We start from the raw sequence: 15,236 nt of genomic DNA on the forward strand, positions 1-15,236 counted from the left end.
GGCCTGATGGGTACTCAGAGTCACATGCGAATGAGTGTGATGGACGTGGGGTCAAATGCGGTCCGGCTGGTCGTAGTGGACGCCGAGGACGGGGTGCCCTTGCCGGTTCACACCGCCAAATGGAAGCTGAGACTCTCCGAGGAGGTCGGGGAGAGCGGAGTGATCCCCGAAGAATCCGTGGGACAGCTCGTCACCGCGGTATCCGAGGCCGCCAGGACCGCCCGGCGGTGGGGCTCGGCCGAGCCGCTCGCCTTCGCCACGACGGTCGTACGCAGTGCACCCAACCGGCCGCACGTGCTGCGGACGGTGGGTGAGGAGACCGGCGTGGCGCTGTGCACCATGCCGGGAGAGGTGGAGGCCGAACTCACCTTTCTCGGGGCCCGTCGGTGGATGGGCTGGAGAGCCGGGCCCCTCGCGATGTTCGACATCGGCGGCGGCTCGCTCGAGGTGGCCTTCGGGCGCGGGCGGCTGCCGGACTACGTGGCCTCCCTGCCGCTCGGCGCGCGCCGCCTGACCAGGGAGTTCTTCGAGGGCGAGGATCCGCCGACCGAGCAGAGCGTGAAGGCGCTGCGGCGTAAGGTGCGGCATCAGCTGCGGGACGTCGCCGCGCGCATCCGCTGGGAGGGGCCGCGCACCGCCGTGGCGACCTCACGGACGTTCCAGCAGCTCGCGCGGCTCGCGGGCGCCGCTCCCGGCCGCCACGGGCCGTTCATGGCACGGCAGTTGAGCCGCGCGGACCTGCGCCACTGCCGCGATCGGCTCGCCGCGCTGCCGGCGGCCGAGCGCGCCCGGCTGCCGGGGGTCTCCGCTCCGCGGGCGGTGCAGAGCCTGGCCGGAGCGATCGTGGGGCACACGGCGCTGAAGCTGACGGACATCAAGACGGTCACCATCTGCCCCTGGGCCATCCGTGAAGGCGTACTCCTGCGGCACATGGAGGACGGCGAGGCGTGGTGGGCGGAGATCAGCCGGCGGGAGGCGGTGGCGGAGCCCGTCGCGCAGCCGGTGGCGCTGCGGTTCGCGGCCCTGCAGAACTGAGGTCCGTCCCTCATCGGGGGAGGGGGAGGCCCGATCATCGGAGGGGCAGGCACGATCCGGGGCCGGTGCCGGTCAGCAGCGGGCGGCGGGCCTCCTGACCTGCGGCGTATCCGTCGCGCGCGGACCGGATGGCCGTGCCCGGCGGCGGTTAAGCTGGGGGGCATGGCCTACGAGATTCCGGTGACGCAAGCCCGAGCAGAGCTCGCGGATCTGATCAACCGCGTCGTCTACGGCGGCGAGCGCGTGGTGGTCACCCGTCATGGCAAGCCGCTCGTGGCCCTCGTCTCCGCCGCCGACCTGGAGCGACTCGAGGCGTTGCCGGACGAGGACGAGGAGCAGGTGATCAGCTCCGTCTCGTCGCTGCGGTCCACTTCGTCCCCGTCGTCGTCCGGCGCGGGTGAACGGCAGCGGTTCGGTATCGCCGCCGAGCACCGAGGGCCCAACGCGACGTAGGCGTACGAGTTGTGAGCGCGGGAAGGGCCGTACGCCCCCGTCCGCTACAGCGGAGGCGTACGGCTGTCTCTGGGGGCTATCGGTGTCTCTCTGTGCCGCCGGTCAGGTGACCGGCACCGTTTCCCTCGCCGTCGGCGCCTCGTCGCGCGCCGGAGCGGGGCGGCGGAGCGCGCCGAGCAGCACGGCCGTCAGGCCGAGCAGGGCCCAGGCGGCGAGGGTGACGGCCGGGCCCGTGACGCGCGCGCCGTCGAAGAAGGACACCGAGCGCAGCAGGGTGCCCCCGGCGCCCGGCGGCAGCAACTGGCCGATGAATCCGACCGGTTCGGGCAGCAGCCGCGGCGCGGACGTGACGCCGGAGAACGGGTTGCCGAGCAGCACCATCGTCAGCGCGCCGACCCCGATGCCCGCCGGGCCGAGGAGCGCGGCACACCCGGCGACGGCGGCGCCCACCGCGAGCGTCGAGAGCCCCAACACCCCTGCTTCCGCCCACCAGTTGCCCGTCAGCACGCCAAGCCAGCTGTGCGTCACGGCGGCGGCGACCGCGCCGACCACCGCGGCGGCCAGGACGAGCGAGCCCACGGCGCGGATGCCGCGCAGGCCGAGCATGGTCACGATCGCACCCGCCGCGACCCCCGCGATCGCCAGCGGCAGGACGCTCGCCCCGAGGGCGGCCCCCCGTGGGTCGTTCGCGGGCGCGGCCACCACATCGGTGGTGGTCACATCGGCCCCCTGTGGAGCCTGACCGGCCACCGCCTGCTCCAGGAGCTGGGCGACCACGGGGCTCGCCGCCGTGGCGGTCAGGAGTTTCATGCCCTGCGGTGTGACGACGACCGCTCCGTAGACGGCGCGGTCCTCGATGGCGGCACGGGCCGCGGCCTCATCGGCGTACCGATGGAGCTCGAACGCGCCCTCGCGCTCCTTGAGTTGGGACTGGAGAGGTGCTGTCGCCGCGGCGGGCCCCGCGACGCCGAGCGGCAGGTCGCGGGGGGCCGTCCGTGCGGCGGGCCAGGCGAAGGCCCACAGGGCGAGGGCCACGAGCGCGGAGACCAGGAGGGCCACCGCCACCATGCGGCGGCCCTGCGGAGGCGGCGGAGGCGGGGTGGTGACCGACGTGGACATGAGCTGAGCTCCTTCGGGTCTCGACCGTTAAAGAGAAGGATCGTTCGTTTTACGGGATGCCCTCACTGTGCTTCCGGGTGCCGCGCTTGTCAAGAATGAATGTTCGTTTTAGTTTTGACGGTATGGCCCGCGTATCCCAGGAGCACCTCGACGCACGCCGCCGCCAGATCATTGACGGCGCCGCCCTCTGTTTCGCCCGCAACGGCTTCCACGCCACATCGATGCAGGACGTGCTCAAGGAGGTCGGCCTCTCGGCCGGGGCGGTCTACCGTTACTTCCGGGGCAAGGAGGAGCTGATCGGGGCGATCGTCGGCGAGGTCCTCGAGTGGCTCCAGGCGAACTTCGAGGAGGCCGCCAAGGAGACCCCGCCGCCCCCGCCGGACGTGCTGATCGGCCGCACGCTGACCCATGTGCTCGGCCGGAAGCCGGGCATGCGGGAGGGGGAGACCTCGTACTTCCCGCGCCTCATCGTCCAGGTGTGGGCGGAGACCCTGCGCAACGAAGAGCTCGCCGCCGTGATGAACCAGGGGTACGCCAGGGTGCGAGTGGCCTGGGTGAAGATCGTCGAGGGGTATCAGGCGGCGGGCATGATGCGTGCCGACGTCCCGGCCGACCATGTCGCACGGGTGATGGTCGCCGCGGCCCAGGGCTTCGCCGCCCAGCTTGCGCTGTTCGACGAGGTTCCGGTCGAGGCGCTGCAGGACGGTCTGCGCGGCCTGATGAGTATGGGGCAGCCCGGCTGACGGTCATGGGGCGGTCAAGCGCTGGTTAACCTCGTTGAAACTCCGCCCAACTAGCCTGCGTCGCCACGCCGTCAGGGGATTTTGTATCCGTAGTGCGCAAGTATCGGCGTACTGCGTGCGCATTGCATCCATTTACTGCATGTGTGTTACATCTATACCCGTCGCGGTGGCCGCGGCAGCCGGACCCCGCACGGTCCGGTGTGAGAACTGTGAGGTGGGACGCGTGCAACTGACCCCGCACGAGCAGGAAAGACTGCTCATACATGTGGCCGCTGACGTGGCCGAGAAGCGAAGGGCGCGGGGACTGCGGCTCAACCACCCCGAGGCGGTCGCTCTCATCACGTCCCACATCCTCGAAGGGGCCCGCGACGGCCGCACCGTCGCCGAACTCATGTCGTCGGGGCGCAAGGTGCTCACGCGTGACGACGTCATGAGCGGCATCCCGGAGATGATCCACGACGTGCAGGTCGAGGCCACCTTCCCGGACGGCACCAAGCTCGTCACCGTCCACGACCCGATCGTCTGAGGGGGGCCGGTCACATGAGTCCCGCGCAGCCCGTGGTCCCCGGCGAGATCCTCTTCGCCGACGAGCCCGTCGCCTACAACGTAGGCCGCGACGTCACCTCTCTCACTGTCCTCAACGCCGCCGACCGCCCCGTCCAGGTCGGCTCCCACTACCACTTCGCCGAGGCCAACCCCGGCCTCGACTTCGATCGCGGCGCAGCGCACGGCAAGCGGCTCAACATCGCCGCGGGCACCGCCGTGCGCTTCGAGCCCGGAATCCCCGTCGACGTCGAACTCGTCCCCCTGGCCGGCCTGCGCATCGTGCCCGGACTGCGCGGCGAGACCGGAGGTGCCCTCGATGCCTGAGTTGTCCCGCCCCGCGTACGCCGATCTGTTCGGCCCCACCACGGGCGACCGGATCCGGCTCGCGGACACCGACCTCCTCGTCGAGATCGAGGAGGACCGCTCCGGCGGCCCCGGACTCTCCGGCGACGAGTCGGTGTTCGGCGGCGGCAAGGTCATCCGTGAGTCGATGGGGCAGTCCCGCACGACGCGTGCCGAAGGCGCCCCCGACACCGTCATCACCGGCGCCCTGATCATCGATCACTGGGGCATCGTCAAGGCCGACGTCGGCATACGCGACGGCCGTATCACCGGCATCGGCAAGTCCGGCAACCCCGACACGATGGACGGCGTACACCCGGATCTCGTCATCGGCCCGGAGACCGAGATCCTCTCGGGCAACGGCAAGATCCTCACCGCCGGCGGCATCGACACCCACATCCACTTCATCTCGCCGACCATCGTCGACGAGGCGCTCGCCTCCGGCATCACCACCCTCATCGGCGGCGGCACCGGACCGGCCGAGGGCAGCAAGGCGACCACGATCACCCCCGGTTCGTGGCACCTGGCCCGGATGTTCGCCGCGATGGAGGCGAGCCCCGTCAACATCGGCTTCCTCGGCAAGGGCAACACGGTCTCCAGCGCGTCGATGCACGCCCAACTGCGCGCCGGAGCCGTCAGCTTCAAGATCCACGAGGACTGGGGCGCGACGCCCGCCACCATCGACGCGTGCCTGAACGTCTGTGAGGACACCGGAGCGCAGCTCGCCGTCCACACCGACACGCTCAACGAAGCGGGCTTCGTCGGCGACACCTTCGACGCCGTGGCGGGCCGCACCCTGCACGCCTTCCACGTCGAGGGCGCCGGCGGCGGGCACGCCCCGGACATGATCACGGCGGTGTCCCTGCCCAACATGCTGCCGAGCTCCACCAACCCGACCCGGCCGCACACCGTCAACACCATCGAGGAACACCTCGACATGCTGATGGTCTGCCACCACCTCAACCCGGCGGTCCCCGAGGATCTGGCCTTCGCCGAGTCGCGGATCCGGCCCACCACCATCGGGGCCGAGGACATCCTGCACGACCTCGGCGCCATCTCGATCATGTCGTCGGACTCGCAGGCCATGGGCCGCATCGGCGAGGTCGTCATGCGTACCTGGCAGACCGCGCACGTGATGAAGCGACGGCGCGGCTTCCTGCCGGGGGACGTCCGGGCGGACAACCGGCGCGCGCGCCGCTACGTCGCCAAGTACACGATCAACCCGGCGGTCGCGCAGGGCGTCGACCACGAGATCGGCTCGGTCGAGAGCGGTAAGCTCGCCGACCTGGTGCTGTGGGACCCGGTGTTCTTCGGGGTCAAGCCGCTCCTTGTCATCAAGGGCGGGCAGATCGCGTACGCGCAGATGGGCGACGCCAACGCCTCCATCCCCACGCCACAGCCGGTCCTTCCGCGACCCATGTTCGGCGCCCGCGGGACAGCGCCGGGGCTGGGCTCCTTCAACTTCGTGACCCAGTCGGCGCTCGACGACGGGCTGCCCGAACGCCTCGGCCTGGCCAAGCAGTTCATGGCGATCCGCTCGACGCGCGGGCGCACGAAGGCGGACATGCGCGAGAACGACGCCCTGCCGAGGGTGGAGGTCGCGCCCGACAGCTTCGCCGTGACCATCGACGGCGAACTCGTCGAGCCGTCGCCGGCCGCCGAACTACCGCTCGCGCAGCGGTACTTCCTGTTCTGACGGGCGCCGCCATGTCCAGAGCAGCACTACTCGTCCTGGCCGACGGCCGGTTTCCCGCCGGAGGGCACGCGCACTCCGGCGGGGCCGAGGAAGCCGTCAAGGCCAGGCGCATCACCGGCGGAGCCGACCTGGAGGAGTTCTGCCGGGGGCGCCTGCACACCACAGGGCTCGTGTCCGCCGCGCTGGCCGCTGCCGCCGCGCTCGGCATCGACCCCCTTGAGCTGGACGGGGCCGCCGACGCGCGGACTCCGTCAGCCGCGCTGCGAGGTGCCGGGCGGCGGCTCGGGCGGCAGATGATGCGGGCCGCGCGGGCGGCGTGGCCCGATCCCTCGCTGGACCTGCTGGCCGCCGCCCGGCCCAAGGGGGCGCACCAGCCCGTCGTCCTCGGGCTCGCCGCCCGCGCGGCGGGTCTGGGGGCACAGGACGCCGCGTACTGCTCGGCGTACGAGAGCGTCAGCGGGCCCGCGACGGCGACCGTGCGGTTGCTGAGCCTCGACCCGTTCGACGCGACGGGTGTGCTGGCCCGCCTTGCGCCTGAGCTCGACCTCGTGGCTCGGGCCGCGGCGGACGCGGCGCGGTGCGCCCTTGTCGACGGGGTGGACGCGCTGCCCGCGGCTTCCGCTCCGCTGTTGGAGGTCGGGGCCGAGGCGCATGCGGCCTGGCCCGCGCGGCTGTTCGCGTCGTAGGGGCGGTTTTCTCTCCCCATACCCGCCCCTTCCCGAAACCGGGGCTCCGCCCCGGACCCCGCTCCTCAAACGCCGGAGGGGCTGTCCATCCGTGAACCATTGGAGTCGCACATGCATCTCGATCACTCCCACGACGCATCCGCCGCCGTGAGCGCCGACGCCCACCGTCCCGACGGACGCCGCCGCGCCCTGCGGATCGGGCTCGGCGGTCCCGTCGGATCCGGCAAGACCGCCACCGTCGCCGCACTCTGCAAGGAGCTGCGGGACGAGCGCTCGCTGGCCGTCGTCACGAACGACATCTACACCCGCGAGGACGCCGAGTTCCTGCTGCGCGAGGCCGTGCTCCCGCCCGAGCGGATCACCGCCGTGGAGACCGGCGCCTGCCCGCACACCGCGATCCGCGACGACATCTCCGCCAACCTGGAGGCCGTGGAGGACCTGGAGGACGAGGTCGGGCCCCTGGACCTGATCCTCGTCGAGTCCGGCGGTGACAACCTCACCGCCACCTTCTCGAAGGGGCTCGTCGACGCGCAGATCTTCGTCATCGACGTCGCGGGCGGCGACGACATCCCGCGCAAGGGCGGACCCGGCGTCAGCACCGCTGACCTCCTGGTCGTCAACAAGACCGACCTCGCCCCGCACGTCGGCTCCGACCTCGCCCGTATGGCCGCCGACGCCAAGGCCCAGCGCGCCGAACTGCCCGTCGTCTTCCAGTCGTTGAGGTCGGGCGAGGGCATCGCGCCCGTCGCCGCCTGGGTGCGCGCGCAGTACGCCGCCTGGACCGCGTCCGCATGACCGTGCACGCCATGGCGGCGTCGGGGGTGCGCGGCACCGCCCGCATCACCGCGCGAGGGAACGGGCGGGGCGGCACCGTCCTGCCCGTACTCGACGGGGAGGGGCCGCTGGCCCCGCGCCGCACCCGGTCGGCAGGGCCAGGCGCCCAGGTCACCCTCGTCGGAGCGATGAGCGGTCCTCTCGGCGGCGATCACCTCACCGTGGAGGCCGCCGCCCACGACGGCGCCCGGCTGCACATCGGCTCGGCCGCCGCCACGCTCGCCCTGCCGGGGCAGTCGAAGGAGGCGGCACGGTACGACGTGCGGCTCACCGTCGGTGACGGCGCGGAACTGCACTGGCTGCCCGAGCAGTTGATCTCCGTACGCGACAGTGATCTGCGCGTCACCACGCGTGCGGAGCTCGCCGGCCGCGCGAGCCTCGTGCTGCGGGAGGAGCAGGTGCTCGGGCGCACCGGCGAGGCCCCGGGGCGCCTCACCAGCCGCCTCACCGTGCGCCGAGCCGGTCGGCTCCTTCTCGATCAGGAGCTCTCCTGCGGGGCCGGCGCTCCCGGCGGATGGGACGGTCCGGCTGTCCTGGCGGGGCATCGCGCGATCGGGCAACTCGTCATCGTACGACCGGAGTTCGAGCGGAATCGTCCCGAGCCCGCCCTCCTGGGCGACGGCGCCGCGCTGACTCCGCTCGCCGGTCCCGCGGTGCTCGTCACCGCCGTAGCGCCCGACGCGCTGCGCATCCGCCGCACCCTTGACGCGGCGCTGCGCACACTCACGTGAACAGGGGCATAACCGCTCAGCGGAGTTCCCTGCACCGTCTATCGGATTGGTAAAGAAACACCTGCTCCGTCTGTCGCACTGAACCCGATGACCGACAGGATCCTCCTACTGTTCGAAAATCGACAGGTAAATCGACAGGGGGAGGAACCAGTTGAGACGCACCACAGCATTCGGCGCCGCGGGCACGCTCATCACGGGCTCGCTCATAGCGGGCGCGATCATGGCGCCCGTCGCCAATGCCGACGCCGGCCGGGGCAACGCCGGCGCTGACGCCAAGCGCACCAGCGCCGAGGCGCGCGGTGTCGCGCTCGCGGCGCAGCGTGCCGCGAAGACAGGCATCGACTGGCGGGCGTGCCCCGCCGACTGGGGCCTGGAGAAGGGCGTCATGTGCGGCTGGGTCACCGTCCCGGTCGACTACGCCAAGCCCAACGGCAAGAAGATCAAGCTCGCCGTCGACCGCATGGGCAGCACGGGGACGAAGAAGGAGCGCCAGGGCGCGCTCCTCTACAACCCCGGCGGCCCCGGCGGTTCCGGGCTCCGCTTCCCCAACCGCGTGGCCACCAAGGCCAAGCTCTGGGAGAAGACGGCGAAGGCCTACGACTTCGTGGGCTTCGACCCGCGCGGTGTGGGCCACTCGGCGCCCATCTCCTGTGTGGACCCGCAGGAGTTCGTCAAGGCCCCCAAGCTCGACCCGGTGCCGGACTCCGAGGCGGACAAGCGCGCCCAGCGCAAGCTCGCCGCCGAGTACGCGGCCGGCTGCGCGGAGCGCAGCGGCGACATGCTGCCGCACATGACGACGCCGAACACCGCACGTGACCTGGACGTCATCCGGGCCGCGCTCGGCGAGAAGAAGCTGAACTTCCTCGGCGTCTCCTACGGCACCTACCTCGGCGCCGTCTACGGGACGCTCTTCCCGTCGCACGTGCGCCGCATGGTCGTCGACTCGGTGGTCAACCCGTCGAAGGAGAAGATCTGGTACCAGGCCAACCTGGACCAGGACGTCGCCTTCGAGATCCGTCTCAAGGACTGGATGAAGTGGGTCGCCAAGTACGACGCGACCTTCCACCTCGGGGACACCGCCGCGAAGGTCGGCAAGAACTGGGACAAGCTGCGTGCCGCGGCGAAGAAGGAGCCGCTGGGCGGAGTCGTCGGCCCCGCCGAGCTCATCTCCTACTTCCAGAGCGCTCCGTACTACGACTCCGCCTGGGTGGAGATCGCGACGAACTTCAGCAAGTACGTCGCCGGTGACGCCAAGCCGCTGATCGAGGCAGCCAGCCCCGACCTGTCGGACACCGCGGGCAACATCGTCTCGGAGAACGGCAACGCCGTGTACACGGCCGTCGAGTGCGCGGACGCCAAGTGGCCCACCAGCTGGAAGAAGTGGGACCGCGACAACACCCGCATCCACCGCGACAACCCGTTCATGACGTGGTCCAACGCCTGGATGAACCTGCCCTGCGCGACCTGGAAGAGCAAGCAGCACGAGCCCGTCGAGGTCAAGACCGGCAAGGGCCTGCCGCCCGTGCTGATCGCGCAGTCGACCCGCGACGCCGCCACGCCGTACGAGGGTGCCGTCGAGCTGCACAAGCGGTTCAAGGGCTCGCGTCTGATCACGGAGAAGGACGCCGGCTCGCACGGCATCACGAACCTGGTCAACCCGTGCCTGAACGACCGTGTCGACACCTACCTGCTGACCGGCAAGGTGGACAGCAAGGACGTGACGTGCGCACCGCACGCCACGCCCAAGCCGTGACGGTCTGCCGCTAGGCATGTGAGCAAGGGGCGGCCGGGGAAACCCGGTCGCCCCTTCGCCGTGCCGCCCCTCGCCGTGCCGTCGCTATACCGCGTCCTGCGCGATGGCGGCCCGGCGCGGCTCGGCGATCGCTTCGTAGTCCGCGGTCCGCAGCGCAAGCGAGCGGTCCAGGCGCGCCGCGTTGAAGAACAGCTCGTCGTGGTCGAACAGCGCCGGATCCACGACCAGTTCGAGCTCGGGGTCGAAGGAGAACGGCAGGATCGTGCCGCTCACGCTGCCCGCGAGCCGCTCGGCCGCCTCCTGCGTGGCGAACCCCGCGTACGTCCCGCCGAGGAGTTGCTTGACGGCGTTCAGGTCGACGCGGCGGTCACCGGGCACGACCGCGAGCACGTAACGCTTCGTCTTCTTGCCGATCTTCACCATCACCACGATGCACTTGGCGGCCTGCTGGAGGGTGTTGCCCCGCAGCGCGCTCACCGCCTCCGTGGCGCCCTGCGCCTCGTGCTCGATGACGCGGTACGCCGCGCCCCGCTCGTCGAGCAGCCCGATCAGCTTGGTGTACAGGTTGTGTTCGCTCATGTGCAGGACCGTACGTCAGGTCGTCAACTCAGCGGCAGCCGGGGGAATTTCCGCTTTGCCGCGGCGGCGCGCTCGGCCTCCTCCGCCTTCACGACCGCGGCGTACTTGTCGACGTACTCCTGTCCGGAGAGCCCGAGGATGGCGTACATGATCTCGTCGGTGACCGCGCGCAGGACCGCCTTCTCGTTCTCCATGCCCGCGTAGCGCGAGAAGTCCAGCGGTGCGCCGAAGCGGATGGACACCTTCTGGAAGTTCGGCACCTTCTGGCCCGGCGGCTGGGCCTCGAACGTGCCGATCATCGCGCACGGGATCACCGGCACCTGTGCCTTGAGCGCCATGGCGGCGACGCCGACCTTCCCCTTGTAGAGGCGCCCGTCGTGCGAGCGCGTGCCCTCCGGATAGATGCCGAGCAGCTCCCCCTTGCGCAGCACTCCGAGGCCCTCGCGGATGGCGGCCTGGCCCGCCTCCTTGCCGGTGCGGTCCACCGGGATCTGCCCGGCGCTGTGGAAGAACGCGGCCGTGAGGCGGCCTCTGATCCCCGGCCCCGTGAAGTACTCGGCCTTGGCGAGGAAGGTGATCCGCCGCTTGATGATCGCGGGCATCAGGAAGTGGTCCGAGAACGACAGATGGTTGCCCGCCACGATCGCCGCACCGGTCTCCGGGATGTGCTCGAGCCCCTCGATGCGCGGCCGGAACATGAGCCGCAGCAGCGGCCCCAGGACGACGTACTTGAGCAGGTAGTAGAACACCCGTTGCTCCTTGACGTAGGTGGACCGGCCTGGGTGCTGCGTCGTCGCAGGTCACGGGTCCTCGCGCAGCGGTCAGTTTAGGTGTGCCACCCCGACGGGAGAAGGGAGCGATGCCGCCGACCGGGTCCTTCGGCCGATGGGCCGGGAGTTCGTCTGCCGACGAGGCACCCATCCGGGCCCCGCGCCGGACCCGTAGGGGTGACCGACCGGCGTGTCGCCCGGGTGCGCGGCGGGTGCGGGGGTGGCCTGGCCTCTCTCCGACGCAGCACGTCACCGTCCCAGGAGGTTCCCATGAGGTCTCGTCCCACATCCCGCCTGCGCCCGGTCGCGGCCACCGCCGCCGCGCTGATCTCCCTCGCCGTGGCCGCGCCGGCCCACGCGGCGGACGCGACGGCCCCCAAGCCGTCGAAGGGCGTCTTTCTCACCGTCACCGGGCAGGACAACGTCTGGGTCCGCGGGGTACTGCTCGACTGCGCGACCCAGCGGACCAAGCACCATCCGCACGCGATCGAGGCCTGCGCGGCCATCGACAAGGCACGCGGCGACTTCGACGCGCTGCCGGCGAAGTCGGGGATCTGCACCAAGCAGTACGCCCCGGTCACCGTGAGCGCGACGGGGACCCATCGCGGCAAGCCGGTCAGCTGGAGCAAGACGTACGGCAACGCCTGCGAGATGGAGCACTCGACGGGCGCCGTCTTCCGCTTCTGACCGAGTCCGGTTCTGACGGAGTCCGCTGTCGCGCGGCGCCCCTCAGGGGGTGCTGCGCGACAGCACCATCGCCAGCGTGCACATCCCGATGACGACCCAGCCGAACCACAGCCAGCCGTTGCTCCCGAGCGCGACCGTGTACGCGGTCACCGCGACCAAGCCTCCGATGGTGAATACACCCATCGTCTTCGTCGAATCAGGCATCGCCCTGCCTCCTCCCGGCAGCCCCGACGCCTCGACGCCAAGACCGCGGCCTGAGACCATCCTGACCCGCGATGCCCCTCCGCCGCTAGCGCCCGCGCGCGGCCAGTGAGGCCAGATAGGCGTTGTACGCCTCCAGCTCCTTGTCGCCGTCACGGTCCGCGGCCCGGTCCGTACGCCGTGCCTGACGTTGTTCGGAGCGGTACCACTGGAAGAGCAGCGCGAGCAGTACGAGCACCGAAGGCACCTCGCTGAACGCCCACGCGATGCCGCCCGCGGCGGTCTGATCAGCGAGGGCGTCGATGCCCAGGGACGAGGGCGGGTTCTTGTATGTGCCGACCATCGGCTCGGATGCCATCATGAGCGCGATGCCGAAGAACGCGTGGAAGGGCATGCCCGCGAAGAGCTCCAGCATCCGCATGATGTAGCCGGGTCGGTGCGGCCCCGGGTCGACGCCCATGATCGGCCAGAAGAAGACCAGGCCGACGGCGAGGAAGTGCACCATCATCCCGATGTGGCCGACCTTGGACCCCATCAGGGTGTCGAAGATCGGGGTGAAGTACAGCGCGTACAGGCTCGCGATGAAGAGCGGGATGGTGAACGCGGGGTGCGTGATGATCTTCATGTAGCGGCTCTGCAGGATCCACAGCAGCCACTCACGCGGGCCCTTGTGTCCGCGGGCCGCGACCGGTAGCGCACGCAGAGCGAGGGTGATCGGGGCGCCCATCAGGATCAGGATCGGCGAGAGCATGCTGATGACCATGTGCTGCACCATGTGCACGCTGAACATGACCATGCCGTAGTCGTTCAGCTTGGTGCACATCACGAGCAGGATGGTCAGCACGCCCGCCACGAAGGAGATGCTGCGGCCGATCTGCCACTTGTCACCGCGTCGTACGAGCCGGACCACACCCCACCCGTAGAGGGCGAGGGCCACCAGGCAGCCGATGAGGAAGAAGGGGTCGGCCGAGAGCTCGAGCCCGCGCCCCAGCGTGAACGGCGGCAGATCCATGTTCATGCCGTGCCCGCTGTGATCCATCCACTGGCTCCTGATTCGTGCGGTTGTGCGCTGTGTGTCCGCACCAGACTAGAACGGCCCCCGGACGCCGATGCGTCCGGGGGCCGTTCGAAAAGACGTGGTTTCTACAACACGCACTCCGCCTCGGCGTACCGCTCGTCCGGCACCGTCTTCAGCGTCTCGACGGCCTCGGCGAGCGGGACCATGGTGATGTCCGTGCCACGCAGCGCCGTCATCTTGCCGAACTCGCCGCGGTGCACGGCCTCCACGGCGTGCCAGCCGAAGCGGGTGGCGAGCACGCGGTCGTACGCGGTGGGGGTGCCGCCCCGCTGGACGTGCCCGAGGATCACCGGGCGCGCCTCCTTGCCCAGGCGCTGCTCCAGTTCGCCGGAGAGCCGCGTGGCGATGCCCGCGAAGCGCTCGTGGCCGTACATGTCCTTGGTGCCCTCGTCGAACTCCATCGTGCCCGCACGGGGCTTGGCGCCCTCGGCGGCCACGACGATCGCGAACTTCTTGCCCGCGGAGAACCGTTCGCCGACCTTTTGCGCCAGTTCCTCGATGTCGAAGGGCCGCTCCGGCACGACGATCGCGTGCGCGCCCGCGGCCATGCCCGAGTGCAGGGCGATCCAGCCGGTGTGCCGGCCCATGACCTCGACGATCAGGACCCGCTGGTGCGACTCGGCTGTCGTCTTGAGGCGGTCGAGTGCTTCGGTCGCCACGCCGACCGCTGTGTCGAAGCCGAACGTCACGTCGGTGACCGCGATGTCGTTGTCGATCGTCTTGGGCACCCCGACGATCGGCAGACCGGCGTCCGACAGGAGCCGGGCCGCCTTCAGCGTGCCTTCGCCACCGATCGGGATGACCGCGTCGAGGCCCAGGTCGGCGAGGTGGCCCTTGGCTCGCTCGACGCCGTCGCGCAGATGCGCGGGCTGGACCCGCGATGAGCCGAGAATCGTTCCGCCACGGGCCAGGATGCCGCCCACCGCGTCCAGGTCGAGCTTGCGGTAGTCGCATTCGAGCAGTCCACGCCAGCCGTCGTGGAAGCCGATGACCTCGTCACCGTGGTCGACGACGGCACGGTGCACGACCGAGCGGATGACGGCGTTGAGACCGGGGCAGTCGCCGCCGGAGGTGAGGACACCAATGCGCATAGCCCGCCAACGTCTTTCATAAAGAGGGGCCCTTTGCTACGTGGGCCGAAGTCCGGACCACGTCGTCCGGCGGGAACCCCGCCACCCTATAGGCGTGAGGGGGCGGGGCCGCACCGGGCGTCCGACTGCTGGACGGTGCCGCTCACCTGTGCGGGCGGGGCTTCAGGCGGGCTGCTGCGCCGCGTTCATGCGCTCGGCGCGCAGCGCCTCGTACCAGCGGTCGTCCGTCGGCGGCAGCGCGTTCACGTCGAGGGCCAGCTTCAGGAGCAGGTCCGCGATCAGCGGGTTGCGGGCGAGGACGGGGCCGTGCATGTACGTGCCGAAGACGGTGCCGTTGTAGGCGCCCTCGGTGCCGTCACCCGTGCCGTTGCCCCGGCCCAGCGAGACGCGGGCGAAGGGGCGCGCGGAGGGGCCGATGTGCGTGATGCCCTGGTGGTTCTCGAAGCCGGTCAGCGGGGGCAGGCCCAGCTGCGGGTCGATGTCGCCCAGGACGTCGCCGACGCAGCGGTCGCCCTCGCCGCGGGTGGAGATCACGTCGAGCAGGCCGAGGCCCGGCTCGCGCTGGCCGAGGTCGTTGATGAACTCGTTGCCCAGGATCTGGTAGCCCGCGCAGACCGAGAAGACGATCGCGCCGTTGCCCACGGCACGCTGCAGACCGCCGTCGCGGCGCAGGCGCTCGGCGGCCAGACGCTGCGGGCGGTCCTCGCCGCCGCCGATCAGGTAGATGTCGCCGGAGGTGGGCACCGGCTGGTCGCTGCGCACGTCGTAGCGCTCGACCTGGAGGCCGCGCTGGTGGGCGCGGCGCTCCACGACCAGGGCGTTGCCCTGGTCTCCGTACGTGCTCAGCAGGTCGGGGTAGACCCACACCAGCCGCAGGCTGTTGTCGCTCATG

At 70.7% G+C, this 15,236-nt stretch carries 18 protein-coding genes; 11 read left to right on the forward strand and 7 right to left on the reverse strand.

Annotated features, from left to right (window positions below):
• Positions 1-24: 24 nt before the first annotated feature.
• Both AC5P1C_RS33475 and AC5P1C_RS33480 read left to right on the forward strand, forming a co-directional pair.
• Positions 25-1,035 (forward strand): Ppx/GppA family phosphatase, encoded by a 1,011-nt coding sequence (locus AC5P1C_RS33475; RefSeq protein ID WP_493869725.1) that lies wholly within the window; start codon positions 25-27, stop codon positions 1,033-1,035.
• Positions 1,036-1,197: 162 nt separating this feature from the next.
• A complete protein-coding gene (locus AC5P1C_RS33480; protein ID WP_493869726.1) occupies positions 1,198-1,488 on the forward strand; it encodes a type II toxin-antitoxin system Phd/YefM family antitoxin in 291 nt (96 codons plus the stop codon).
• 102 nt (positions 1,489-1,590) lie between these two features.
• Here the strand turns inward: AC5P1C_RS33480 and AC5P1C_RS33485 are convergent, their stop codons facing one another.
• Positions 1,591-2,607, reverse strand: coding sequence for an ABC transporter permease (locus AC5P1C_RS33485; RefSeq protein WP_493869727.1), 1,017 nt, complete (start codon positions 2,605-2,607; stop codon positions 1,591-1,593).
• Between the two features lie 122 nt (positions 2,608-2,729).
• On the opposite strand from AC5P1C_RS33485, the gene AC5P1C_RS33490 reads away from it, so the two are divergent.
• From AC5P1C_RS33490 to AC5P1C_RS33525, 8 genes are all read left to right on the forward strand, one after another.
• Positions 2,730-3,350, forward strand: a complete 621-nt coding sequence (locus AC5P1C_RS33490; RefSeq protein ID WP_493869728.1) for a TetR/AcrR family transcriptional regulator — start codon at positions 2,730-2,732, stop codon at positions 3,348-3,350.
• A gap of 223 nt (positions 3,351-3,573) precedes the next feature.
• Complete coding sequence (locus AC5P1C_RS33495) at positions 3,574-3,876, forward strand: urease subunit gamma (protein WP_493869729.1); 303 nt, start codon at positions 3,574-3,576, stop codon at positions 3,874-3,876.
• A gap of 32 nt (positions 3,877-3,908) precedes the next feature.
• Complete coding sequence (locus AC5P1C_RS33500) at positions 3,909-4,220, forward strand: urease subunit beta (protein ID WP_493869775.1); 312 nt, start codon at positions 3,909-3,911, stop codon at positions 4,218-4,220.
• Positions 4,213-5,934, forward strand: a complete 1,722-nt coding sequence (locus tag AC5P1C_RS33505) for an urease subunit alpha (protein ID WP_493869730.1) — start codon at positions 4,213-4,215, stop codon at positions 5,932-5,934. Before AC5P1C_RS33500 ends, AC5P1C_RS33505 begins: the two co-directional genes overlap by 8 nt.
• 11 nt (positions 5,935-5,945) lie before the next feature.
• Positions 5,946-6,620, forward strand: coding sequence for an urease accessory protein UreF (locus AC5P1C_RS33510; RefSeq protein WP_493869731.1), 675 nt, complete (start codon positions 5,946-5,948; stop codon positions 6,618-6,620).
• A 111-nt stretch (positions 6,621-6,731) separates the two neighbouring features.
• Positions 6,732-7,415 (forward strand): urease accessory protein UreG, encoded by a 684-nt coding sequence (gene ureG, locus AC5P1C_RS33515; RefSeq protein ID WP_493869732.1) that lies wholly within the window; start codon positions 6,732-6,734, stop codon positions 7,413-7,415.
• Entirely contained in the window at positions 7,412-8,185 is a 774-nt protein-coding gene (locus tag AC5P1C_RS33520) for an urease accessory protein UreD (protein WP_493869733.1), read from the forward strand. Before ureG ends, AC5P1C_RS33520 begins: the two co-directional genes overlap by 4 nt.
• 151 nt (positions 8,186-8,336) lie before the next feature.
• On the forward strand, positions 8,337-9,938 hold the full coding sequence (locus AC5P1C_RS33525; protein WP_493869734.1) for an alpha/beta hydrolase: 1,602 nt from the start codon (positions 8,337-8,339) through the stop codon (positions 9,936-9,938).
• 84 nt (positions 9,939-10,022) lie between these two features.
• Here the strand turns inward: AC5P1C_RS33525 and AC5P1C_RS33530 are convergent, their stop codons facing one another.
• Both AC5P1C_RS33530 and AC5P1C_RS33535 read right to left on the reverse strand, forming a co-directional pair.
• Positions 10,023-10,517 carry a YbaK/EbsC family protein gene (locus tag AC5P1C_RS33530; protein WP_493869735.1) on the reverse strand — a complete coding sequence of 165 codons (495 nt, stop codon included), beginning with the start codon at positions 10,515-10,517 and terminating at the stop codon, positions 10,023-10,025.
• A 23-nt stretch (positions 10,518-10,540) separates the two neighbouring features.
• Complete coding sequence (locus AC5P1C_RS33535) at positions 10,541-11,266, reverse strand: lysophospholipid acyltransferase family protein (protein WP_493869736.1); 726 nt, start codon at positions 11,264-11,266, stop codon at positions 10,541-10,543.
• A gap of 291 nt (positions 11,267-11,557) precedes the next feature.
• On the opposite strand from AC5P1C_RS33535, the gene AC5P1C_RS33540 reads away from it, so the two are divergent.
• Complete coding sequence (locus tag AC5P1C_RS33540; protein WP_493869737.1) at positions 11,558-11,974, forward strand: SSI family serine proteinase inhibitor; 417 nt, start codon at positions 11,558-11,560, stop codon at positions 11,972-11,974.
• Positions 11,975-12,016: 42 nt separating this feature from the next.
• Here the strand turns inward: AC5P1C_RS33540 and AC5P1C_RS33545 are convergent, their stop codons facing one another.
• The 4 genes from AC5P1C_RS33545 to AC5P1C_RS33560 all read right to left on the reverse strand — a co-directional run bounded on the left by AC5P1C_RS33545 (position 12,017) and on the right by AC5P1C_RS33560 (position 15,235).
• Positions 12,017-12,178 (reverse strand): hypothetical protein, encoded by a 162-nt coding sequence (locus AC5P1C_RS33545; RefSeq protein WP_493869738.1) that lies wholly within the window; start codon positions 12,176-12,178, stop codon positions 12,017-12,019.
• An 85-nt stretch (positions 12,179-12,263) separates the two neighbouring features.
• Positions 12,264-13,214, reverse strand: a complete 951-nt coding sequence (locus AC5P1C_RS33550; protein WP_493869739.1) for a cytochrome c oxidase assembly protein — start codon at positions 13,212-13,214, stop codon at positions 12,264-12,266.
• Positions 13,215-13,318: 104 nt separating this feature from the next.
• Positions 13,319-14,344, reverse strand: a complete 1,026-nt coding sequence (locus tag AC5P1C_RS33555; protein WP_493869740.1) for a 6-phosphofructokinase — start codon at positions 14,342-14,344, stop codon at positions 13,319-13,321.
• Positions 14,345-14,506: 162 nt separating this feature from the next.
• On the reverse strand, positions 14,507-15,235 hold the full coding sequence (locus AC5P1C_RS33560) for a type 1 glutamine amidotransferase (RefSeq protein ID WP_493869741.1): 729 nt from the start codon (positions 15,233-15,235) through the stop codon (positions 14,507-14,509).
• Between the last annotated feature and the right edge of the window lies 1 nt (position 15,236).

The organism is Streptomyces sp. A18 (assembly GCF_059026065.1).

Bases quoted from the DNA above. Each gene is read 5' to 3' on its own strand.
- AC5P1C_RS33475 (WP_493869725.1), top strand. From the start codon at position 25: ATGCGAATGAGTGTGATGGACGTGGGGTCAAATGCGGTCCGGCTGGTC.
- AC5P1C_RS33480 (WP_493869726.1), top strand. From the start codon at position 1,198: ATGGCCTACGAGATTCCGGTGACGCAAGCCCGAGCAGAGCTCGCGGAT.
- AC5P1C_RS33485 (WP_493869727.1), bottom strand. From the start codon at position 2,607: ATGTCCACGTCGGTCACCACCCCGCCTCCGCCGCCTCCGCAGGGCCGC.
- AC5P1C_RS33490 (WP_493869728.1), top strand. From the start codon at position 2,730: ATGGCCCGCGTATCCCAGGAGCACCTCGACGCACGCCGCCGCCAGATC.
- AC5P1C_RS33505 (WP_493869730.1), top strand. From the start codon at position 4,213: ATGCCTGAGTTGTCCCGCCCCGCGTACGCCGATCTGTTCGGCCCCACC.
- AC5P1C_RS33510 (WP_493869731.1), top strand. From the start codon at position 5,946: ATGTCCAGAGCAGCACTACTCGTCCTGGCCGACGGCCGGTTTCCCGCC.
- ureG (WP_493869732.1), top strand. From the start codon at position 6,732: ATGCATCTCGATCACTCCCACGACGCATCCGCCGCCGTGAGCGCCGAC.
- AC5P1C_RS33520 (WP_493869733.1), top strand. From the start codon at position 7,412: ATGACCGTGCACGCCATGGCGGCGTCGGGGGTGCGCGGCACCGCCCGC.
- AC5P1C_RS33530 (WP_493869735.1), bottom strand. From the start codon at position 10,517: ATGAGCGAACACAACCTGTACACCAAGCTGATCGGGCTGCTCGACGAG.
- AC5P1C_RS33540 (WP_493869737.1), top strand. From the start codon at position 11,558: ATGAGGTCTCGTCCCACATCCCGCCTGCGCCCGGTCGCGGCCACCGCC.
- AC5P1C_RS33545 (WP_493869738.1), bottom strand. From the start codon at position 12,178: ATGCCTGATTCGACGAAGACGATGGGTGTATTCACCATCGGAGGCTTG.
- AC5P1C_RS33550 (WP_493869739.1), bottom strand. From the start codon at position 13,214: ATGGATCACAGCGGGCACGGCATGAACATGGATCTGCCGCCGTTCACG.
- AC5P1C_RS33555 (WP_493869740.1), bottom strand. From the start codon at position 14,344: ATGCGCATTGGTGTCCTCACCTCCGGCGGCGACTGCCCCGGTCTCAAC.
- AC5P1C_RS33560 (WP_493869741.1), bottom strand. From the start codon at position 15,235: ATGAGCGACAACAGCCTGCGGCTGGTGTGGGTCTACCCCGACCTGCTG.